Below are 23,464 nucleotides of genomic sequence, written 5' to 3'. Positions count from 1 at the left end.
TTTGAGTATAACTGTTAAAAATATTAAACGTCATAGTGATTTTTATTGAATGAATAGTAATAATCTTTAAAATTTATTGAAAAATGAATCTCCTTTTTGTAATATGGGAAATAGGAAATCAAAGGGGCTGTGATTTTAATGAGTGAAATAGCATTTGATTCTAGCGAAACGAAAAATATTTTAATGTCGGCAAATGCCTTCCACACATTAAAAAACAATTTATTTAACAACATCGGCTCTCATAAAACGAAAGGCTTTTTATTCCGATTTGGTAAAGAGTTTGGGATGGAATCAGCAAAAAATATGCTCCAAAGTAAAAACTCGATCAATCCTGTCGGTAAAAGACATTCGCGCTTAGGTCACGTAAAAGATGTTATTTTCATGGGGGAAATTGTGCGCCATCCGGACGGCACGATTGAATGTATTGATACGTGGGGACAATGGGTAGAATCATTCGAAGCAGCATTACACCTTAAAAATTACGGTTTAGCAAATGAATGTGTTTGTCATATGTTATGCGGCTTTGCAAGTGGTGCATTGACATATGAGTTTGGCGAGTCAATTATTGCCGTTGAGTACAAGTGCGTCGCAAAAGGTGATCCATGCTGTGAGTTTAAAGTGCGTTTGGAGCGCGATTGGCTCAAAGAGAAGGAGGATCTTATTCACCTTTATCAAAACGACAACATTCTATCCGAGCTTGAAATGACATATGATGCACTTTTGCATCATAAGCAAATGCTCGAAAAAATTTCGATATTTCAAGGTCAACTTACGCAAAAAGTAACAGATAAGCATTCGATGGATGAAATTGTACAGGCTGCGTATGAGCTGTTGAACATCCCGATTTTAATTGAGGATATTCACGGCACTCCGTTAAGTCAAATCGGTTTAACGGAAGAACAGCAGCTAGTAATAAAAAAAGATAAGGCGAAATTATCGCATTTTGTCGATAAGCACAACGTTTCGCATTATAAAGGTGATAAATATTGGAAGTTGACGGCACCTGTTCTCATTAATAAAAAAAGTTATGCCACTTGTTCGTTTTTTTACTTTGATGACAAGTATATGGATGAAAACGACCACTTATTTTTAGAGCGTATTTCGACGGTCGTGGCGTTATGTATTTTATACGAGGAGACGCAGTTTGAAGAGCAACAACGTATGCGTAGCTCGCTATTAGAGCGCTTAATTCATAATCGAAATATTAAAGATATCGAATCTTACTATAAATTCTTACCGTTTAAGTTTCAGCCGCCATTTTCTACAGGTATAATTAGTGTGAAAAAGAAAAAGAAAAATCACGAAATTATTGACATTCATGACCAGCTAACAGAGCTTTCAAAGTTGGCAAAAGAGTGGGATTTATCTTGTATTTTTGCTGTACTCGGGGAAGAAATTGCTCTCCTTAACTCGCTAAATAGCGATCAGCAAGGTTGGCAAAGGAAAATCACGAAAATTTTTCAAAAGATGGAGAAGCAAAATAGCAATTATAAATATTCAATAGGGCTAAGCGGAACGTTTAGCAACTTTAAAGATTTCGAACGTTCTCTACAAGAGGCGCGTATCGCACAGCGCTTCCCAAACCAAAAGCTACTAACAGATTACGAAGATTTAGGAATGCTTGGCGATATCGTAAAGAACATGAGTATTGAGCAACTGCATGAAATGGCGAAAAAGACGTTAAAAGACTTATACAATTTCAATGATGTACGTAAAAAAGAATTGTTGCACACGCTTTACGTCTATTTATTAAATAGCCAACGCTTAAAAGAAACGATGGATGAGTTGACGTTATCAATCGGCGGTATCCAATATCGTATAAAGCAAATTGAGGAGCAGCTACAAATTTCACTAAAAAACGCATCAACTGCAGCGTATACTTTATTAGTTATTCAGGCACTAATTTTGTCGGATAGCTTAAACTTTGAGGAATTTGCACGCTAAAAAGCCAAATCATATGGACGACAAAAGGCATCGAAAGTTAACCTCTCGTATGCCTTTTGTCATTTGATTTGGACATCAAGCACTCGTACTTAATGATTACCATTAATAATCAAAAAAGACTGTAAACACACTCACTATTTGAGTTTGTCTACAGTCGGATATATTTTTTCTTATGGGATAAACCCATGTTGAATATTATTGCTCTACAACAACGTCTAAGTTCATTTGCACTTCTTCAGCAGCACGACTTGCATCTTCTTTTTCAGTTGATGTAATTTTTAATTTACGCGTAGCTAATAACACGATTGCAGTTACAACATATAAACTAACGATAATTATCACCCCTGAGTTGAAGCCAGAGCGAACGTCATCACCTGCAAGTGTAATTAAGTAACCAGTAATCCATGGACCAATTATACCAGCCATACTTGAAATAGATAGTGTAAAACCTGTCACACTGCCTACTAAGTTTTTCGGAATGATTATTGTTGTCATCGCAGCATTTAACGGTAATAAGCTTGTGTTCATTATTAAGCCCACTCCTAAGAAAATACATGCTAAAACTGGGGAAGATACAATGGTTGTCATTGCGTAAGAGGTTGCACCAACAAGTAATACTGTAACTAATACACGGTCATAAGATTTGATAAGGCTTTTATTTTTCTTGAATAAGAAATCTGTAAATTTACCTGCACAAATTGCGAATACTGTACCTGTAATACCCATTCCAGCGAATATTAAGCTCATCCTTTGTGGCTCAAGACCAACGATTTTTGTTAAGTAAGTTGGTGCCCAAGTAAGAACCCAAGTTGTAATCCACATGGATACGAAACCTACAACAAAAATTGATAATACATACGGGTTGATTAATACTTTTAAAATTTGCTTGAAGGGTACTTCCTTGTTAGAAGCTAAAGATTTTACGTCTTCGATCAGTGGTTGCTTTGGCTCGTCTCTCATAAAGAAGAAGAAGAGTGCCCATGCAAAGCTTGCTACCCCTAACATTGCAAAAGAATGTTGCCAACCTAAGTTTGTAATACCCATAACTATAAGTGGTGCAGCTAAATACGTACCAACTGTTGTACCAGAAGTCATAATAGCTGTAGCGACACCACGTTGTGCAATAGTGAACCATCGTGCAAGGTGTACTAGGCAAAAACCGAGCGTAGCACCCTCGAAGAAACCTAAGACAACACGTAGTAAAATTAATTGAGTTAACGTTTCGACAAAATAAGCGCTTGCTAATGAAAGTGTCCATCCAGTAGCGATCATCATTAATAAATATTTTGAGTTGAAGCGATACGTTAATGTGCCTAGAATAATACTTCCGACAGCGTATGCAGCGAAGAAGCTACTTCCCACTAAACCAAACTGATCGTAAGATAAATTTAGTTCAGTCATGATTGGTTCTGCGGCTAATCCTAAAACTGATTTATCCGTATAGTTTAAAACAGAAAGCAAGAATAGAAATCCTAATACAACCCAACGCATGAAAAGCCCCCTTATATTTCCGTATTTTCCCATCCCTATCATTTTGTAACCAAATTGTTAGATATACTTGAAAATTCTTTAGGCAATTTCACATCTCCACTTTACTCTAAGGCGATTGTCAGCGTTTTCAAAAAATTGTTAGGATAATTTCCCACCTCCATTTTTTTTGCAAGATACGCATTCATTTCAGCGATTCTTTAATAAAATAATAGTGTCTATTGGGAATATTCAGATTACGAATCTTCCATGAAAAGAATTCTATTTGAAAAAAAAGAGATTTACAAGAAAAAAAAAGAAGGATACTAATTTGTTTTTGGAAGAGAACAAATTAGAAAGAACTAAATTCCAATTCCAAAAAGTGAAATTTTTGACATGATGATATATTGATAGATCTGACTTTTTCTTAAAAAAAATTCACAAAAAATTCAAATTTGGTTTCGGGTAAATTTTATTGTTTATATTTGAATTTTCAATAAAAAATACCATGATAATATTAAATTAACTCAATTATGATTAAATCAATCGATTAAGAATGGAGGAATTGAGATGGATGATCGTTTATTTAGGGATGCAATGGGAAAGTTTGCTACAGGGGTGACGGTTCTTTTAACTGAAAACGAGGGAGAAACACATGGAATGACAGCAAACGGTTTCATGTCAGTATCATTGGATCCGAAGCTTGTCTTAATTTCTATTGGACATAAAGCAAAGTTTTTAGAGAAAGTTTCACAGTCTAAAAAATATACAGTAAATATTTTAGCGGAAGATCAAGAGCATTATTCACGTCATTTCGCTGGAAAACCTGGTGAAGAAGTTGAATTTGAGACGTTAGCTGAACTACCTGTATTAAAAGGGGCGATCGCTCAAATCGCATGTGAAGTTGTATCAGAACATATAGAAGGTGACCATACATTATTCATTGGTAAAGTAGTAGATTTACGTCTTCTGGATAAAGATCCGTTATTGTTCTTCAGCGGTAAATATCGTCAATTGACTGTGTTAGAAACAGTTAAATCATAAAAGGAGAATTGTCTATGAATATTCAAATAATGGCTGAAGCATTGCTTGAAGCAGAACGGACGAAACAACCCATTGCCCCATTAACTGAAACCTATGAAAATATTACAGTTGCAGATGCTTATGCAGTGCAATTAGCGCAAATTCGTCAGAAGATTGACACAGGGGCGACAGTAAAAGGGCTAAAAATCGGTTTAACCAGTAAAGCGATGCAAGAAATGTTGAATGTATATACACCAGACTACGGCTTTATTTTAGATACGATGGTATATGACGAGGAAGATGGTTTAGTGGCCGAGTCCTATATTCAACCAAAGGTAGAGTTTGAAATAGCATTTGTTTTCAATAAAGAGTTAAAAGGGCCAAAAGTAACCGTACAAGATGTAATTGATGCAACAGCTTATGTTGTACCAGCAGTAGAAGTAATCGATAGCCGTATTGCGAATTGGAAAATAAAATTCGAGGATACAGTGGCAGACAATGGTTCTTCAGCAGGTGCGATTTTAGGCGAAAAGCGTACACTGCTTAAAGAAATTGAAGACATCACAAATATTCCAATGATGGTGAAGAAAAATGGTGAATTTTTAGACGAAGCAACGAGCTCGGCCGTGTTAGGTAACCCACTCCATGCGGTTGTTTGGTTAGCAAATGAAGTAAGTGCATATGGCATTTCTATCGAGCCAGGCATGTTTGTTTTATCAGGAGCACTATCAAAGGCTGTTACCTTTGAGACAGGCGATGAATTCGAAGTTGACTTCGGTATACTGGGAAAAGTAAACGTTACCATTTTGAAGGAAGTAGTGAAAAAGGCAAGATAAAAGAAAAAGGAGAATCGCAATGAAGGTAATCTATGTGAATGCTAATAACTTACAAGAGATTAGACAAACAGCTCCTGATGTCGCAATGGCGCTTGGTTATTTTGATGGTGTGCATTTAGGGCATCAAAGTGTAATTCAAACAGCTAAAGAAAAAGCAAAAGCACAAGATTTATCATTAGCCGTTCTCTCTTTTTTCCCGCATCCAAAAAGTGTGTTATTTCCAGACAAAGAATTCTCCTATCTAGAGCCACTAGAACAAAAAGTAGAAAAGTTAGAAAAGCTTGAAGTGGATATTTTTTATATCGTAGAATTTACAAAGGAATTAGCTAAAGTAGAAGCGAACGATTTTTTAGATGATTATATTATCGGTTTGAATGCTAAGGAAGTTATTTGCGGTTTCGACTATACATATGGGGCAAAAGCAAGTGGTACTGTTAAAACACTGGCAGTTTATGCGGCGACACAGCAAGTAGGCCTAACTGTTGTCGAGGAGTTAAAGTGGAATAATCAAAAAATTAGTTCGACTTTGATTCGGAAGCACTTAACAGAACGAAAGCTTAGTGAATTACCGAGTTTATTGGGAGGCTTTTATAAAACTAAGTATTGTCAAAAGAATGGTATACTACCGAATTATTCGTTACCGAATGTAGGTAGTTATAAAGTATTGATTGAAGATCGACATTCTTTCATTGAATGTGTTGCAACAGTAAAGTGTAAAAAATATATTCAGATTCATCATGAAGTGTCTACACTACCGAATTTATTAACGATACAATGGGTTGATCGTTTCAACAATACCAAGCTGATTATTTAGCCTTTGATTTTATTGATAAACCCACCAACATCCCTTTGTGTTGTCAATTACACTCCACACATGTGGAATGCAGAAACATTGGTGGTCAACTGGTGGCAGATGGATTGCAAACTTGCCGTATTGCTTGTTCCAATGATATATGTAAGTCGTAAATTAAAAAAAATAAAATTAATTATTGATTCTATCAATATTTTTAAAATATATTTCAACATATATGTCAGGTTATCTTATATATTTACATATAAGTTATTTTTAATTATGTTGATCATATCATCATTATTATTAAACAATGGGATTGCTGTGGTAGCTTCTTTTTCTTTTGGCCCTGTTAAAATAATAGTGTTGATTTTTAAATATGGAAAAAATCAGGATGAACAATTGATGGAAAACCATGAAGAAATACGCTTTTGTCTTTTGGTTAAGAGGACGAACTAATCAAAATTAAGAGGATAATAACTTCAGTTGATTTCATTTACCTTATTTAGTTATAATGAATTGTTTTTAACATTATTGAGGAGGAACATTATTTTTATGTCAGTAGAAGTAGGCAGCAAAGTACAAGGTAGAGTAGCAGGCATTACTAATTTTGGAGCTTTCGTGGAATTACCGGGAGGCACAACAGGTCTTGTACATATCAGTGAGGTTGCTGATAGCTACGTTAAAGACGTTAATGACCATCTCAAAGTTGGCGACCTGATTGAAGTAAAAGTGATTAGTGAGAAAGACGGAAAAACTGCCTTGTCAATCAAACAAGCGATAGATAGACCCGAAGGACAAACTTCTTCTTATCCACAACGCCAAGGAAGAGATTCTAGCCGTTCAAAAGACTTCCGTTCAAAAAGTAATTTCAAACCAAAGGAAAATTTTGAAGATAAAATGGCTCGTTTTTTAAAAACTAGTGAAGAGAATTTGTCTACCCTCAAACGTAGCACTGGAGCAAAACAAGGCGGTAGAGGAGGAAGACGCGGATAATCTGCTGCGTTTTTTAAAACTTCATCATATAGATAAAGGCAAGCCTGTATAATAAACGGGCTTGCCTTCTTTAATGTAACTCAAACAGACATTAAAACAATATTAAAGTTTAATAGAGCATTCTTATGACTAACGGAAGGGCTTAGGTGAATAAGGAAATTGGTGTATATGACTTTTTTAAAATGTTTATGTTTCAATACGAACCCTCCTGAAATGATATGGTATATTTCGTGTGCTTGGTTAATAACGTATAAAATGGATAAAACTAACAAACCACAGGAGCTCAGATTTACTATAATAATGGAGTGATTATATTTTAAATAAAGCTAAGGGTAAAGGCGAAACAGGTAGAGGTACAAGCAAGAAAGGCCAAGATCGTTGGAAAGCTAGTGCCACAAGGCAAAGAGTGCCAAACCTTATATAAGCAAGGTAATCTGAATTTTATTGATGATAATGCAATATGGAATATGGCCATAAATAAATTGAATTAATTCAGGATTCAAGGAAGGCAATTAATAAATATAAAGATGGACGAGGATGGAAGCGTAAACTAGAAGTGTTTATTTTCGGAGGATCCAAATGAATACATATGAATAAATTACATATATTAGGACTCATGGAAAAACGTTATTGAAAATGAGAGATAATATAAGGCACTTTTTAGTGCCTTTGGAGTAAAGCACCCATCCTAAATATTTTCGAGGTATTAAATGTTTGAAATTAGAGATATCGATTACATGATCAAAATATTCAAAAAAAATAATCCCTTCCTAATGTTGGAAGGGTAAATTATGATATTAGTGAATTTGTTCAGAAATATGACTTAATGCTTCTCCTGCTTCGTTAACATGAATGTTTACTGTTGCAAGATCGCCAATGGCACAAATACCTATCATTTCTCCATTTTCAACAACAGGAATACGTCGAATTTGATGATCAGACATCATACGAGCACATTCCTGTACATCTGTATCGGGTGAGCATGTGATTACGTCCTTTGTCATACTATCATGGCAATGAACGGACTTACAATCTTTTTCTTCAGCAACACAATTTAATACAATATCACGATCTGTAATCATACCAACAACTTTTTTACCTTCACACACAGGAACCGATCCACAGTTAATATCACGCATAATTTTTGCTGCTGCTGTAACTGTGTCATGTGGTGAACACACCTGAACATCTTTTGTCATAATATCGCGTACTATAGTCATCGTTTCTTCCTCCTCCGGTGATTAATTCTCATTTAGTATTTCCCCATTTAGTTCTATGTTATTAATCAAATACGAGTTTAAATTTCAATTAGATTTATATATCATACCTTATGGCACTAATATGCATCGAAAGCTCAATAAGAATACCTACGTCTTCAATAATTCGCAGCCATTCGGCAAAGAATTTATATACAGTTCAAATTGGGACATTATGACCGTGCTCAAGTGGGAGAGTATGTAGCAAAGCACCTAAAATATGCAGGAGTGGACCAGCAGTTTTTTTCTGATGGTGCATTAGATGAAATTCACCGGTTTTCTGGATGAGCCGCAAGGCTCATAAATAAGTTATATACTCATTGTTTGCTTTATGGCTCACAGAACGGATTTCGAATAATAGATGATCACATGGTTAAACGGGTTATTGAGGTAGAATTATCATGATTCTTCCTTTTTTCAGAGATACGGTTGGACAGTAATTGGACAACTAATACCGTCAATTTATGGACTATAAATTATCAATAACAATAGAAAGGAAAGGATAAAATAATATGATAAATAAACAAAAAAAGTAGACTCCCGTATGAGAGTCCGAAGAAATATATTTATAAAGGGGTCATTAATTACTTTTGATTATAAGCGGGTAATAAATTGTTAAAAAGAGGAAAAAGAACTAAGAATAATACCGAATTATCTAAAAATAATTCCAGGAATTTAATGCCCACTTATTAAAATGACTGTTACTTAAAGGTACTGTCTTATCTGTTAACCACTGTTAAACTATCGTAATCAAACAAAACCTTAAAAACTGATAAGGGCATTAATTTTAAAGATAAATATATATATGATATTATACTGCAAAGAAATCCAATTCTGTTATATAAAGAAATTGTAAAGATTCAATTTAATCCGAAATAAAATTAACTTACGTAAAAAACTTGATAATTAATAATTGATATACTGTATTGGATCTTGATAAAAACGTTGATTTAATGCCTTTTCGGAGGGGCTTAATGGGGTACTGGTGTCCTCCACAGTCTTCAAAACTGCTTGAGACCTGCGTGTCAGGTCTGGTGGGTTCGATTCCCACGCAGTCCCGCCAATTTAATGTTTTCAATCCACCACTCAACTTCCAACACACACAGTCTTTTGTTCATTTTTGACGAGACTGAGAGTGACCGAGAAGACAAAACTGTGTTTGTTCAGAACCTTCAAATTCAATCATTTGGAGGTTTTTTATTATGCGTAAAGGTACTAGAAAGCATCTACTAAAATGACAAAGCAAAGATTAACCAACACAATGAAAAATCGAGAAGTACAAGCCTTTCTTATTGCACATAATTATGAAGTGCAAAAAGATGGAAGAACCAAAAAAATAGTTAAAAGAAAAGAAAAAAAATGATACCTTTATTTTAGTTCTTAGGTAGAGTTTGGTTTGGTCAAAGGTTATTAGAATAGTACACAGTTTTCAATAAATATTAGATAACGTATTGTGTACTATTTAGAAAAAGAAATAGTTGATTAAAAATAATGTGGATTTTTTAATATATTCTTTTATAATTACTGTATTATTGTTAATAGTTTTATTACGGCGAGACGAGTGAACGTGTCATTTTTCATCTTTATTAATTTATTCCATCGTGGCTTACCTTGACGTTTTTCTTTAACATTTGCAATAATTTTGCTCTTTCAATTTAGGACTAAACAGGTCATATTTTAAAGTACCAGTATCAAAGGGTACGGTGGTTGAACTTCTAATAAAGGAAAAATACAATCAGCTATTTAAACAAGGGAAATTTTTCAGCCCAGCAAACGAACATTTACAATAAGGCAAAATTAAAGGCTACTCGATTGAGTAGCTTTTAATCTATGGTTATATGCTTCCATCTTTTTCCTGTTGCGATTGCACTAATATGTGCTGGTACTACACTATAGCGTTCAGCTATTACCTTTTGTTTTTCACCTTGTCTTAATAGTTGTTTAATTTCCTTTACTGTTTCTTCGGTTAATTTATCTCTAGGTGGATATGGAATTTTATCATCATATGGTGTTTTTAACCAAGCCCAATTTTTCTTGCTTTTTATTGCGTCAATATTTTTGACCTTAAATTGTTTTGCTATATCTTTACTTCTTACACCTTCTGCTAATAATCGCTTGATTTCAATAACTTCTGATTCTGTTAATAGTGTACGGGATTTATATTGTTCTCCTTTTGCATATTCTCCTACACGTCTTCTACCAGCTTTTGAAGGAACAAATAGTAAGCTGGGTTCATGGTCAAATTCTAAAATAAATTTCTTTTTAATTTTGTTCACCTACTTATGGGAAAATAGAAAAAGCTAATCAGCGAGTGATTAGCCATTACTTTTTTCCACAAAAAATTGTTCAATAGCCATCAAGGTTTCTAATGTGTCAATTTGGCTATCTTCATTTAAAATAATTTCTCCCTTTAGAGATAATTTATCATTCGGCTTTAATTCAAATAGAAAAAACTTCAACATAGTTGATATTAATTTACTTGAATCTCTTTCATTTAAGTGGATTCTCCATAATGTACAGTGAATTACTTCTTCACATAATTCCACATTAATATTATAGCGTCCTGTTCCATGAGAAAAACCAATATGCTTGTGTGACCAGCTTATTATTTTAAAATCAAGCGAGTTGAAGAATTTGACGATAATTTTAGGGGCTAACTTTCTGACCAATGCTTTTTCTCTTTTTGTTCGTTTATAATAGGATTCTTCTTGCATATATAAACCTCCAAGAATCAATAATAAATCCATTATTAGTCAAAGAAGGTTAGATTATACGTTATGCTTAGAACTGGTAGGCTTAGAAAATCGAAAATCAGCAGAAAAAAGCGGAAAGCAAGGAAAACGTAAAATGGGATAAATTTTGTGTGTGGGATATAGTCCAGCCGAAAGCAAAAAAAAAGGATACCCCCCTTATTTTTCAAATATTTTTTATTATCTCTGAAAAGTCTGCTTTCCAAAAAAGTCTACTTCGAGGTGAATCTTGTTTGTCCATTTCTATAGCAGCATGATAAACTTTTTTTCTATATTCCAGTACAATTTCTCTTTTTTCGCCGTTACCCATTCCTTGAGCATAAAAATAACTTCGTATTTCTTTTGGAATACCAGTTCCAGGATGAAGGAATGCGGATTTATCAAGTGTTTTTATTGCTAAATCTCCCGAAATAATCTCCCATGAATGACTTTTCAAATAATTCCAATGACCTTTATCTTCAGAATCAATTTTGAAATTACTTTCAACTATTATAAATCCTAAACCTTTTAAAAACCTATTAGTTTCATCACCACCACTAAACAAAGAAGGTAAATATTCTTGACCATTAGCGAAAATATTTGCAATAGAAACCACGTATTTTGGAGGATAATATTTACCTTCATAATAAATGTTAAACCTTGTTGATTCTCTCCTATCTGGTACACCGGTTTACAGCCAGATGATTGGGAAGTAGAAATCACACTTTGATAAAAAGGGTGCTTATGGTTCATTCTGTCAGCACCCTTTTCACTTTCCACAATACAAAATATTTGCGGCTTCGCCGAGTCTTTACGTACGGTCAAAAAAAAATTAAGAGTGAAACTTTTGATGTAACAGCAGGAATATTGACACTTTTAATGCAATGCAGAAAATATGAGAAAAGCAAAACCTTTACCAAACGGAGATTATTTTGAAACTAATCTTAGTGCGAGTGCAATATTCTGATTAGATTTCCTAGATTTGTTTCAAAATTGCATAATCTAACCTCCAAGGTTAAGTAAGGAAATTTTAATTATAACTATTATAGTGAAAATTGATAAGTTCGTTTAAGGTAACACACGATTTTATATTTGCTTCATCTTTAAAATGACCGAAAAATGGCTCTAGGGGAGCGTTATCCCAACAGTTTCTCCTTTTTTAAACACCAAATATATACCTTTTGTGAACTCGATTGGAATTTTAGTAGGTAGATAAAAAAACATTAAGTCTATTTAAGAGTATTCAATTTCTGCATTCCATAATGAACAGAAGATTTAAGGTGGTTAATTTTAAACATAACTATCAAATGAGGTGTCTTTTATTTCTTTTAAATAATAATATAAAACACCTCCTCCTTTTTTAAGAAAAGTAGTGTCAGGAAAATCGTATAATTAGACACCTTCTTCGGAAAGAAAGCGGTTTCCCTAGAGGGTATTTAGAAACATAATAGACTTATAAATTAACAACTAGGAACAACATGAAGTAATAGGATTTGTTAACCATTTAGCAACATTTTTCTTTTTTGTAGTAAGTATGAGTTTATTTATAGATACATATGAAAAACCTCCTCTGTGCATATTGATGACGTATGGTTAATTACAGCTCCTATTAACATATAAGAGGCTTTTTAATATGGACTTCTTAGGTCCACTTACTTCATTCAGAGTAAAAGTAATTTTTTCTATCTTATGAATTTAGTTGCGGCGCCCCTTATGGAGGTGTTTATTGATTTTCGGCTGCTGCATTTAAATAGAATTTATTATATAAAGCTATTGGGGAGGTAAACATGCAAAAAGGAAGGCATTTACAGAAGTCAATTGTTTTATCACTAATTATTTCATTACTATTTTCTACTTTTAGTTTTAATTTTGCATATGCCAGAGATAGTAAATTTACTAGGCAAGGTGCCGGCCCAATGTATTGGAATTCTTATGAACACCAGTGGAGTAAAGATGTGTTTATGCCTGAACATCGGTTAAAAGAAAATGTTGATTGGATGGCCAAAAATTTCCTCCCTTACGGGTACGACATGATCAGTACTGATGGATGGATTGAAGGTGCAACACTCTTAAATGAAAACGGTTACGTTGTGTCACATAATGATCGCTGGATGACGAACCCGATTTATATGGATGGACGCGAGAATCCCTACCTTCTGCCTGGGAAGTTATTTAATGGTGACTTCGAATATGGTACAAAAGAGGGCTGGGATATTAAAGGAAATGCAGATTCGGGTGTAGATAAGTCCGGGGCGCGTAATAACTTTAAATTTTATTTTTATAAAAATGCAGCGTTTAATGGTTCCGTAAGCCAAAAAGTAACAGGGCTAGAAAAGGATAAAACCTATCATTTGTCTGCATGGGCAGCTTTAGGAGATTTCACAGGATCAAATCAGTTTAATGATGAAGCAATTGGCAGCCATGCAGTAATGCAAATTATTCAGAACGGCGAGGTAGTAAAAAAATTTCCAATTGAGCCTAGTTCAAGTTATAAGAACTATACACTTGATGTGGATTCAGTAGGAACAGAGCTGACAATCGAATTTGTTATTGATGCTAAGCAGGGAAATGCTTCTTTGCAGCTTGACGATATCACCTTTGAAACAGTAGAAAAAGGTCAGATACCTGAAGGGAATATCGCCGTTAATGGTGGATTTGAGCAAGACGAAAAAAGCGGATGGAGTTTTGATGGTTCATTTGGTTATGGACGTAATGATGACCCAGAGGGTGATAAGTCATTATGGACCTATAGCGGGGATCCAAACAAACAAACTGTTTCACAATCATTAACTAATCTTCCAGACGGCAATTACGCTGTTAGCTCCAAGGCTAAAGGGAAAAATAGTTTTGTAGACAAAGGGGTTACTATTGAAATGAAGCTTTCTGGATATGATCAGGCTAATCCAGACGCCTCTGTAAGTAAGCAAGTAACTTCAGAAACGTGGGCTACATATGCAGCAACGGTTCACGTGACTTCCGGCCAATTGAAGATTGAATTTATCGTCAATCCTGCTGAAAAACAAGGACGCGATGCTGGAATTGACATTGATGATGTCAAAGTGGAATACGATTCATGGAAGGGTTACCCGAATGAGCGTTATCCAGATGGTCATACATGGAAATATTGGGCTGACTATGTAAAAAGTAAAGGAATGAAGTTTGGAATCTATTACAATCCACTTTGGGTTTCCCCAGAGGTTGTTAAAAATCCGGATAAATACAAGGTTCCAGGAACGAATACACCGGTAGCCGATCTTGTCATTAAAGAACCGCAAGATATTGGCGGCGGAAAAATACTTCAAGGTGACCGATTTGATGGTGGTCAGGGCGGCGAAAGAGCACTTTATTGGTTAAATGTTGATCATCCTGATGCAGAGAAGTACTTGAAAGGTTATATAAAGTTCTTTGCTGAACAGGGTGCTTCGTTTTTACGTGTCGACTTCCTCTCCTGGTATGAGAGCGGCTATGATAAGGGACTTGGCCAGATCGGGACAGGACACACAAGAGAGCAGTATGAAAAGGCACTTAAATGGATGGATGAGGCCACAAAAGAAAATAATGTATTCCTTAGCCTCGTTATGCCCAACTTGAATAACCATGGTGAATTAGAACAGAAATACGGCGATATGATCCGGATTGATGAGGATGCTTTCAGCGGCGGTTGGGACCATATCAGTGGACGGAGGCAGGAGTGGACAAATAATTGGTCACAGTGGGCTAATCCATTCCAAGGATTTACTGGCTTTGCCGATATTTCTGGAACGGGTTCGATAATCAATGACGGAGACTTCTTAAAGCTGAATACCTTCAAAGGCCGTTATGCTGAGGACGAAAAGAAAACAGCCATTTCGCTTTTCACTATGGCAGGTTCACCAATTACGATTGCCGATCAATATGACACAATTGGTGACAACTATAAATATTTCCAAAACACAGAAATGGTTGAATTGAATAAACTTGGATTCGTTGGAAAACCAATTTTCTATTCCAATAAGCATTATAAAACCGGTAACAGCCGCGACAGTGAAAGATGGGTCGGGCAGCTGCCTGATGGATCGTGGGTTGTTTCTCTTTCCAACCGCAGTGATTCAAGCAAAGGACTTTCAGTGGATTTTAAAAAATTACTTGGAATTGAAGATGAAGCATTTGTCCGCGATCTCTGGGAACATAAAGATTTAGGCTACCGGACGATGTACTCCAAGATGCTCGACCCGCATGACAGTACCGTAATAAAAGTAGTACCAGAAACAAACAAAAAAGTTTATCAAACGGAAGTAGCTTCTTATCAAGGAGGAGCCATTTTTGATAACGATCTGACGGGATTTGGCGGCTTCGGCTATATCACTGGACTTAATAAAAAAGGGTCAAAAGTGACAATGGCTGTTGATATGCCGGAAGCAGGGAAATATCCTTTAGACATAAAATATTCAAACGCAGACACAGAAGAAAGTACATTATCCTTGTCCGTTGAGGATAGAGATATGAAGGTAATCCAAACTCCAGTGCAGGTAACGTTTAAAGGTACTGGAGATAAATGGGGTACTGCTGAAAAATCCATCCAGTTTAACAAAGGTGTTAATTTAATCACCCTTGAATTCACAGGGGAGGACAAAGGTTCTGCTTCAATTGACTCTATTCAATTCGGATCTTCTGCCGGCGGACAGCTTGTTAATGGAGATTTTGAGATGGGCAATGAAACTGGCTGGACTGTAGATACGATGGGGACAACCCTTTGGCATGGAGTTGATACAAACGATGCCTATCAAGGAGCTAAACAATACTTGTATTCTCCAAATGATGGTGGTAAAGCTTCCTCTAAGCAAACTGTATCTGGTTTAAAAAATGGAAAGTATACCGTTTCGTCTATGGTTAAACTGATGCCGCATTTGGATCCATCTTTTGCAGGCGGAGTGGCAAAAATGATTGTATCCCAGCCTGGCAAAGAGAAGGTAGAAGTAACTCTTCAACCGAATCTAAAAGATCCTAATGGCCCGGTGAAGCAAAAATATGATGCAGCAGATTTTGAGTATAAAAAGTTTAGCACGGATACGATTGATGTAACAGAAGGTCAAGTGACAATTGAATTTTATCTAGAGGCATCTAAAGCAGATACATCCATGCAACTTGATAATGTCGAGCTTGTATCAGCTGACTCAGGGGCACCAGAGGAAGTCAAAATCCAACTCTACAACAATGGATTTGAGGAAGGTTTCACAGGGTGGAGCAGGACCAATATGGTGAATCAATCCATTGAAGCGGAAGGTGGAAAGGTCTTTGCACGGGTGGCTGGTTCCGATGCATATTCATCTGATATATGGCAATTTGCCAATGCACCGATCGATGGAAATTACCAATTATCGGTTAGTACTCGCAAAGCGGGAGGCTTTGAAAATGCTTCGCTTTATGTTACCTATTCAGGTGGGACAAAAGAGGTGTCTATCCCAGCAGGAAGTGACTGGAAAGAAATAAAGATTCCAAATATCTCACTGTTAAATGGTGAAGTCGTGAAGGTCGGCATAAAAGCAGATGGTCAGGCTGACAGCGTCCTTGATGCTGATGAGATAAAATTAACAAAAATGGATCCATCTGTCCCATTGAAAGTTTCTTATATTGAGAGTTTAGATGCAGATAAACCGTACACTCTAAGTGCAGATGGTAAGAGCATTGTTTTGAATTCTACAGGCGGGGAAAAGGTTAAGGTCGAGTTCGTTCAAAACGATACTGCTAAAGTTTGGCTGGAACCGACTGGAACATTTAAGAAAAAGGCTTCTTATGTTGTTAATCAAGAAGCAGCAACTATTGTCCCTAAAGTAAGTGATCAGAAAGATTATATTTTAATTCAATCAGACAAAATGAGTTTACGAGCATACAAGTCTCCATTTAAGCTTGCCTATTATGATACGGCTAATGCTAAGCTGCTCACAGAACAGCTCGGAGGCAGTGGTTTAGGCTATGACGAAGATACAGGCGTATACGCTGCAATGAAACTTGATACAGATGAGCATTTCTTTGGTCTCGGTATGGACCGTGACTCCCAATCCTTTGATAGAAGAGGTCAAAGGATAGTGATGAACAACGCTATGAAGGGTGGGTACGGTGGTAACACTTCCGACATTTCAGGTACGTTCTTCACAAGTACAAAAGGATACGGACTATACTTTGATAACACCTATGAAAATGTCACATTTGATATGGGAGCAACTGATACCGAAAAGTATACATTCCATTCACCAAACGGCGAAATGGTTTACTACTTTATCGCTGGAGAAAGTAAAACGAATCTAACGGACATTATGAAAAGCTTTGCTAACTTAACAGGTACTCCACCAATGCCTCCACAATGGACATTAGGCTATATTCAATCGAAGTTTGGATACAAGAGCTGGGCTGAAGTGAACAAGGTTGCAGATACTTTCCGTGAAAAACAAATTCCTTTGGATGGTATGATCCTTGATGCTTATTGGGCAAAAGATAACCATTACTTTGACATGACATGGTCGGAAGCTTTTGCAAATCCGAAAGAAAGCATGGAAGCGTTAGAGAAAAAAGGTGTTAAGATGGTCCCACTTGTTGATCCGTATGTTCAAATAACGGCAAACACCTTTAATGAAGGTGACAAGAATGGATATTTCGTTCAAGATACGTCAGGTAATACCATTATTTATGATGCTTGGTATGGTAAATCGGGGTTAGTCGATTTTACCAACCCTAAAGCTGTGGAATGGTTCAATGCACAGGTTAAATCCTTACATGATGCTGGTGTAAAAGGGTACTGGATTGACTTAAATGAGCCCGAAATAGCAACCGATTCCATTAGACATCAATTCGCTAAAGGAAATGCAGCGGAAATTAGAAATGTATATGCCCTAAATGAGGCAAAAGCCTTTTATGATGGGCACAGAAGCTACAGCAATGACAGACTTTGGAGCTTGGCACGTTCCGGTTTCACCGGGATTCAGGAATATGGAACTACAGTTTGGAGCGGCGATGTCGATGCGAGCTGGGATTCTTTACAGCACAATTTACAATTGGGCTTAAGTGCTTCAATGTCGGGAATGTCTTACTTCACAACGGATACTGGAGGGTTTAACGGGAAGCCATCTGCTGAACTCTATACACGCTGGATGCAGGCAGGTGCGTTTATGCCAATTTTCCGTGCCCACAATTGTGAATGCGGAGATCCAACAAATACAAGAGAGCCATGGGCGTTTGGCACAGATGCAGAGGCGATTGTTAAACAAAGCATTGTGCAACGCTATAAGCTTCTTCCTTACATTTACTCAGCTGCAAAGCAAACATCAGAGAACAACATCTCGTTGATGAGACCACTTGTCATGGATTACGGAGCAGATGCTAAAGTATATGGTATTGAAGATCAATGGATGTTCGGTCCGAATATGCTCGTTGCTCCTGTATCAAAAGAAGGAGCAAACAAAAGAAGTATCTACCTTCCGGGAGGTACATGGTATGACTGGAACAATAAAGCTGCATATACAGGTGGACAAAGCATCGAGTATAATGCTGATTTGTCCAAGGTTCCGGTTTTTGCCAAGGAAGGAGCTATTATCCCAGAGCGTGAGGTTCAAAATTATACAAATGAAAAACCTTTAACACAAATAAATGTAAAAGCTTTTCCGAAACAAAATGGGGAAGTAACTACCTTCAACCTCTATGAAGATGATGGGCAAACATATAATTATGAAAAAGGCCAGTCAGTAGATACTAAGCTTTCCATAGCATCCAATTCAGGTGAAGTAACATTTGAAATTGCAGCGATGAAGGGGAGCTTTGCTGGAAGTATTCAAAACAGAGCATGGATGGCTGAAATAAAGGCAAACGCTTCAGGTAAAGCTTTCAACTCTGTAAAAAGAAATGGTAAAAAATTAAAACAAGTAGCTTCTAAAGAAGCAGTTGAAAAAGACAGTGATGTTTGGTACTACGATTCCAAAACCGATATGTTATATTTTAAAACTGCTCAGGTATCAACATCCCAAGCACAAGTTATTACAAGCGATTTAAAGGGAAAGCCTCCTGTTACAGTAAAGTGATGGAGTAAAAGAAAAAATTCTAATGAATAAATAGCCCCAGCAGTTGCTTCTGGGGCTATTTTCTAAATTTAAATGGAAATTTATTTTCCCCAAGGAGGGTTACCTATTGGTAAGAGAATATCCTGGATTATTAGAAAAGGTAAATGTAATAATTGGGAAGAATGTTAAAAATATGACTCTAATTGATACAATTAAAGAATTAGTCGATAGATTCGAGAGTCTTAAAGCTCTCCCTAAGCATGAGCATAATAAATGAATATATTTCAGGCTAGTAATGCTATTAAATAAAGATATAAGGAAAAACCTTTTTTTTAAGGGGGGACTAATCATGGGAAAACTTGACTTGGAAGAATTGAGAGAAGTATACGAAAAGGCACTAAAAATAAATATAAGCCCAAATTTTATTAATCTAATAAAAAATGAATTAAATAAAAGAAAATAAAAATATATTTTAGATTATAAAACGTATCCGACAGAGTAGACACTAAAAAAGGTCTACCTCATCGGGTACTTTTTTGTATAATGAAAAAAATGTGAGAAATTAAGAATAATCATATATAACTCTTTACCGATAAAGAAATAGAAAAGATTCTTTCTAATACTCCTTATGTCAAATCTGTAAGTACATTACACATACTGATAAATATAAAAGGATCTTTATTGCTGAAAGCGAGAATGGAAAATTACCAGGGAGCAGTGACTTGGTAGCATAAATCGGTACTTTTTCATTGTCTCATATTAATTGGTCATTTCAGGTTAGCCCTTTCATTGGAAGTGTTTTTTTATACAAAGAACGAAATTGGTTTAGGACGGATAGTGTAATATATTACGATTTAAGTGTTAATTATTTTGTTTTTAGTGTTTAAAATTATGAATATTCTAGAAGAAATCATATAAAGATTCATTTTATTGTATAGTGAAATTATCAAGGAAAGGGGGAGTATATAGAAAATACAAAGGATACTAATGCTTCAACTTGCATTGCCAGTAATCTATTAGTGTATGAAAACGTAAAAGGCCTTCAAGTTATTTGTAAGCGTTATCACATTTTAGATAGGGGATGAAATCGATTAGAAAGAAGAGTATATTTTTCGTTATCATGATTCTGATTACCGTGCCTTTCTATTTTATCGGAAAAGATCAGCCACATGCGCAAGCCGAGGATTCTGGTACAATTATAAAATTAGTGAATACAGACAAGGCTCGATACAATCCTGGCCAGTCTGTAGAAATATTTGTGGATTTACTAAATAAAACGGGAGCTAATTTTTCAGGGAACGTTACTCTTTACTTTCGGTATCTTGGTTCACAGGCTGACACAGACCAGGTTAAATCGATTACCCTAGCAGAAAATGAAGCTAAAACATTAACATATAGTTGGACACCGCCCCCAAATGATTACAGAGGATATTTAGTTGAAGTTTGGGTCCGCGACGACACAGGCACAATTATTGATTCTGGTTCAACTGCTGTTGATGTTTCTAGCACCTGGACTAAATACCCTAGGTATGGATATGTTAGTGAATTTTCGGATACAACTGATTCGGCTAAAAAAACATGGGAGTTAAAAAACTACCATATTAATGGACTTCAGTTTTATGACTGGCAATGGAAACATCATATCCCGAACCCTGATCCTTCTCATGCTTACTGGCAGGATATTGGTAACAGATGGATATCAAGAAATACTGTAAACAGCTATATAGATAATGCACATAGTTATAATATGAAAGCTATGAATTATAACTTGATAAATGGAGCATTTGATAATTACTGGAATGATGGAGTACAGGTGGCATGGGGGCTATTTAAGGACTCCAATGGAAATTACGATCCTGGACGGCAGGATGCTCATCCACTGGAAAATGGATGGGCTACAAGCAAAATTTACCTGTCAAATCCTGCAAATACAGATTGGCAGAACTATATAAATTTAAAGGAAAGTGAAGTTTTTAAGAATTTTGCTTTTGACGGCTGGCATATTGATTCTCTGGGACCCCGCGGGGATTTATATGATTGGAACAGGAACCATATAAATCTTGAAGACACATATGGTTCTTTCATAAATGCAGCTAAGGCTTCTTTAGGCAAGGATATAGTTTTTAATTCTGTGGAAGCTTATGGCCAAGATCAGGCTTCCAAGTCCAATGCAGACTTTGTATATTCTGAGCTATGGGATGGGAATCCAAGCAATGATGACTATGCTGATTTGGTAAAATTGGTAGAGAAATCAAAGGCATTAAGCAATAAATCAGTAGTCTTCGCAGCCTACATGAATAGAAACTACTCCAAAACAACCCCTGCAGAGACTAAGAGGAATTTTAATGATTCTTCAATAAGATTAGCAGACGCGGCAATATTTGCAGCTGGAGCTTCACATATTGAATTAGGTGACGGCGGATATATGCTTTCTGATGAGTACTTTCCTAATAAGAATCTCATTATGACGGATTCCTTAAAGAAGGCAATGGGGAATTATTACAACTTTTTAACAGCCTATGAAAACCTGCTGCGTGATAATATTGTAAAGGGAAGCAACAAAATTACCCTGACGGACCAAGTAAATTTTCCATCAAGTACCGATGGGGAGGCAGGGAAAATCTGGACGTTTGCGAAATCGAAGAATGGTTACGATATTGTGCATTTAATCAATCTTATGAACAATACATCTACTAAATGGCGGGATGATAATGGAGACTATCCTGCACCAAATGTGCAGGAAAATATTCCTGTGAAAATTTATTATGATGGGACCCTTTCTTCAAACGCCAAAGTATGGTGGGCCACTCCTGACTTTGAAAACGGTAAAGCAAACAGCTTATCGTACACTAAAGGAAGCGATTCTCAGGGAAATTATATTTCTTTAACGGTACCTAAATTGCACTATTGGGATATGGTATGGATTGAGAAGGATCAAAATGAAACAGGTCAGATAATATTTAATGACTTTGAGTCGGACGGGGTGGGGACATTGCCTACGGGATGGGCCCCATTAAACGGAGCCTGGTCAATAACACAGCCTACAGGTTCTACAGGGGAATTAACTGTTACAAGCTCAAATGGGGGTATTGCTAAATATAAAAATGGTTTCAATACTGGGGATTATTCGGTTGAAGGCCATGTTTATATACCTGATACTACCAATAATGGAGCTATTCTCGCACGCATACAGCAGGATGGTGGATTCTATCAGCTAGAATTAAAGGAAGGCAACAAATATGAATTATATAAATTTGATGGAACGACATGGCGAGAGATAAAAGGAGGAGAGTACATTTACTCTTCAGGCTACCATTATTTAAAGCTAACCTGTATAGGGAATCAATTTACAATTGAGATTGATTTAAATCAAATGGGAACCGTCAGCGACTATCAAGACCCCTTCATGAAAGGCTCTGTCGGCTTGCGAAGTGAAACTGGAAATCGGAGATGGGATAATTTAAAGGTCACTGCCAAATAATGAGAGCAACAAACAAGATAAATATTTATTTTAATAGGTAATGTGTGCAGGAGGTCGTGGCTGCCCAAATGGGCAGCTTTCATATTGATTTAAAGGCGGTTATTTGACCAAAACAAAGAGGTTAAGATTAGTATTTAGTTATGAAAATTGAAATGTAATCTTTTAGAAGAGGTGAGTTTAGTTGAGTAATGTTCAGCAGAATATAAAGTTAGGTTTAGAACGAATTGTTTTTATTGGGAGAACATTCGAAGAGTATTTGGATATGTTTTCTCTTTCAGAAGAAGAACTAAAAGGAAAGAAAATACTCGATTGTCCAGCAGGAGCTTGTTCATTTACTGCTGTTGGTAACAAATCAGATTTAGATGTAACTGCGTGTGATATTGCCTATTATCACTCAGGCGAAGACCTGAAAAATAAAGGTCTTCAGGATATTGAACACGCGATGAAGCATATGGAAAAAGCTCATAGCAATTATAAATGGGATTATTTCAAGAATATAGAGGGGCTTAGAAACAATCGGTTAAAAGCCTTACATGATTGTGTCAACGATATGATGGAATCCAGAGAAAGATACATTCCCGTTACTTTACCTACTTTACCGTTTAAGAATGAACAATTTGATATTCTTCTATCTGCACATTTTTTATTTATGTATGCCGATAGATTAGATTATCAATTTCATATAGATACATTAGATGAATTATTAAGGGTTACTAAAGAGGAAGTTCGCATCTTCCCCTTAGTTGATTTAGAAGGTAAAAGATATATACATTTAGACAAAGTAAGAAATCATGTTATCGAAAAAGGTTATTCTGTAGAGGAAGTAAAAGTAACCTATGAATTTCAAACAAATGCTAATTCGATGTTAAAAATAAAAAAAGGATAGTAAAAAGGTAAACTGTACCCGTTGTAAAG

15 protein-coding genes, 1 tRNA gene and 1 pseudogene are annotated in these 23,464 nt (G+C 35.9%); 12 read left to right on the top strand and 5 right to left on the bottom strand.

Annotated elements, in window-relative coordinates; all coding sequences use genetic code 11:
* Positions 1 to 138 precede the first annotated feature (138 nt).
* Positions 139 to 1,944, top strand: coding sequence for a V4R domain-containing protein (locus J7E67_RS22450; protein WP_214713589.1), 1,806 nt, complete (start codon positions 139 to 141; stop codon positions 1,942 to 1,944).
* A 195-nt stretch (positions 1,945 to 2,139) separates the two neighbouring features.
* On the opposite strand, the gene J7E67_RS22445 is transcribed toward J7E67_RS22450, so the two are convergent.
* Positions 2,140 to 3,435 carry an MFS transporter gene (locus J7E67_RS22445; protein ID WP_214732869.1) on the bottom strand — a complete coding sequence of 432 codons (1,296 nt, stop codon included), beginning with the start codon at positions 3,433 to 3,435 and terminating at the stop codon, positions 2,140 to 2,142.
* A 546-nt stretch (positions 3,436 to 3,981) separates the two neighbouring features.
* Here J7E67_RS22445 and J7E67_RS22440 point away from each other — a divergent pair.
* The 5 genes from J7E67_RS22440 (at position 3,982) to J7E67_RS32360 (ending at position 7,480) form a co-directional block, all read left to right on the top strand.
* Positions 3,982 to 4,455 carry a flavin reductase family protein gene (locus J7E67_RS22440; RefSeq protein WP_214713587.1) on the top strand — a complete coding sequence of 158 codons (474 nt, stop codon included), beginning with the start codon at positions 3,982 to 3,984 and terminating at the stop codon, positions 4,453 to 4,455.
* Between the two features lie 14 nt (positions 4,456 to 4,469).
* On the top strand, positions 4,470 to 5,270 hold the full coding sequence (locus tag J7E67_RS22435) for a 2-keto-4-pentenoate hydratase (protein WP_214713586.1): 801 nt from the start codon (positions 4,470 to 4,472) through the stop codon (positions 5,268 to 5,270).
* A 19-nt stretch (positions 5,271 to 5,289) separates the two neighbouring features.
* Positions 5,290 to 6,084 carry an FAD synthetase family protein gene (locus J7E67_RS22430; protein WP_214713585.1) on the top strand — a complete coding sequence of 265 codons (795 nt, stop codon included), beginning with the start codon at positions 5,290 to 5,292 and terminating at the stop codon, positions 6,082 to 6,084.
* Between the two features lie 531 nt (positions 6,085 to 6,615).
* Positions 6,616 to 7,056: a S1 domain-containing RNA-binding protein gene (locus J7E67_RS22425; RefSeq protein ID WP_214713584.1), complete on the top strand. Its 441-nt coding sequence runs from the start codon at positions 6,616 to 6,618 to the stop codon at positions 7,054 to 7,056.
* 313 nt (positions 7,057 to 7,369) lie between these two features.
* Positions 7,370 to 7,480, top strand: coding sequence for a DUF3934 family protein (locus J7E67_RS32360; protein WP_374102962.1), 111 nt, complete (start codon positions 7,370 to 7,372; stop codon positions 7,478 to 7,480).
* A 373-nt stretch (positions 7,481 to 7,853) separates the two neighbouring features.
* Here the strand turns inward: J7E67_RS32360 and J7E67_RS22415 are convergent, their stop codons facing one another.
* On the bottom strand, positions 7,854 to 8,276 hold the full coding sequence (locus J7E67_RS22415) for a CBS domain-containing protein (RefSeq protein ID WP_214713583.1): 423 nt from the start codon (positions 8,274 to 8,276) through the stop codon (positions 7,854 to 7,856).
* 1,002 nt (positions 8,277 to 9,278) lie between these two features.
* On the opposite strand from J7E67_RS22415, the gene J7E67_RS22410 reads away from it, so the two are divergent.
* Positions 9,279 to 9,375, top strand: a tRNA-Sec gene (locus tag J7E67_RS22410).
* Between the two features lie 760 nt (positions 9,376 to 10,135).
* Here the strand turns inward: J7E67_RS22410 and J7E67_RS22405 are convergent.
* From J7E67_RS22405 to J7E67_RS22395, 3 genes and pseudogenes are all read right to left on the bottom strand, one after another.
* Positions 10,136 to 10,588 carry a hypothetical protein gene (locus J7E67_RS22405; RefSeq protein WP_214732868.1) on the bottom strand — a complete coding sequence of 151 codons (453 nt, stop codon included), beginning with the start codon at positions 10,586 to 10,588 and terminating at the stop codon, positions 10,136 to 10,138.
* Between the two features lie 39 nt (positions 10,589 to 10,627).
* Positions 10,628 to 11,026: a hypothetical protein gene (locus J7E67_RS22400; protein ID WP_214732867.1), complete on the bottom strand. Its 399-nt coding sequence runs from the start codon at positions 11,024 to 11,026 to the stop codon at positions 10,628 to 10,630.
* A gap of 202 nt (positions 11,027 to 11,228) precedes the next feature.
* Positions 11,229 to 11,699, bottom strand: a pseudogene (locus J7E67_RS22395) (hypothetical protein); the annotation flags it as partial.
* Positions 11,700 to 12,828: 1,129 nt separating this feature from the next.
* Between J7E67_RS22395 and J7E67_RS22390 the strand changes: the two are divergent.
* The 5 genes from J7E67_RS22390 to J7E67_RS22370 all read left to right on the top strand — a co-directional run bounded on the left by J7E67_RS22390 (position 12,829) and on the right by J7E67_RS22370 (position 23,435).
* A complete protein-coding gene (locus tag J7E67_RS22390) occupies positions 12,829 to 19,089 on the top strand; it encodes a TIM-barrel domain-containing protein (protein WP_214732866.1) in 6,261 nt (2,086 codons plus the stop codon).
* A 106-nt stretch (positions 19,090 to 19,195) separates the two neighbouring features.
* Entirely contained in the window at positions 19,196 to 19,345 is a 150-nt protein-coding gene (locus J7E67_RS22385) for a hypothetical protein (protein WP_214713578.1), read from the top strand.
* 72 nt (positions 19,346 to 19,417) lie between these two features.
* Positions 19,418 to 19,531 carry a sporulation histidine kinase inhibitor Sda gene (gene sda / locus J7E67_RS22380; RefSeq protein WP_214713577.1) on the top strand — a complete coding sequence of 38 codons (114 nt, stop codon included), beginning with the start codon at positions 19,418 to 19,420 and terminating at the stop codon, positions 19,529 to 19,531.
* Positions 19,532 to 20,188: 657 nt separating this feature from the next.
* Complete coding sequence (locus J7E67_RS22375; protein WP_214732865.1) at positions 20,189 to 22,549, top strand: glycoside hydrolase family 66 protein; 2,361 nt, start codon at positions 20,189 to 20,191, stop codon at positions 22,547 to 22,549.
* Between the two features lie 181 nt (positions 22,550 to 22,730).
* Entirely contained in the window at positions 22,731 to 23,435 is a 705-nt protein-coding gene (locus tag J7E67_RS22370; protein ID WP_214713575.1) for an SAM-dependent methyltransferase, read from the top strand.
* The last annotated feature ends 29 nt before the right edge of the window (positions 23,436 to 23,464 follow it).

Source organism: Bacillus sp. ISL-46, from assembly GCF_018613205.1.
This window is presented reverse-complemented; position numbering and strand designations above follow the sequence as displayed.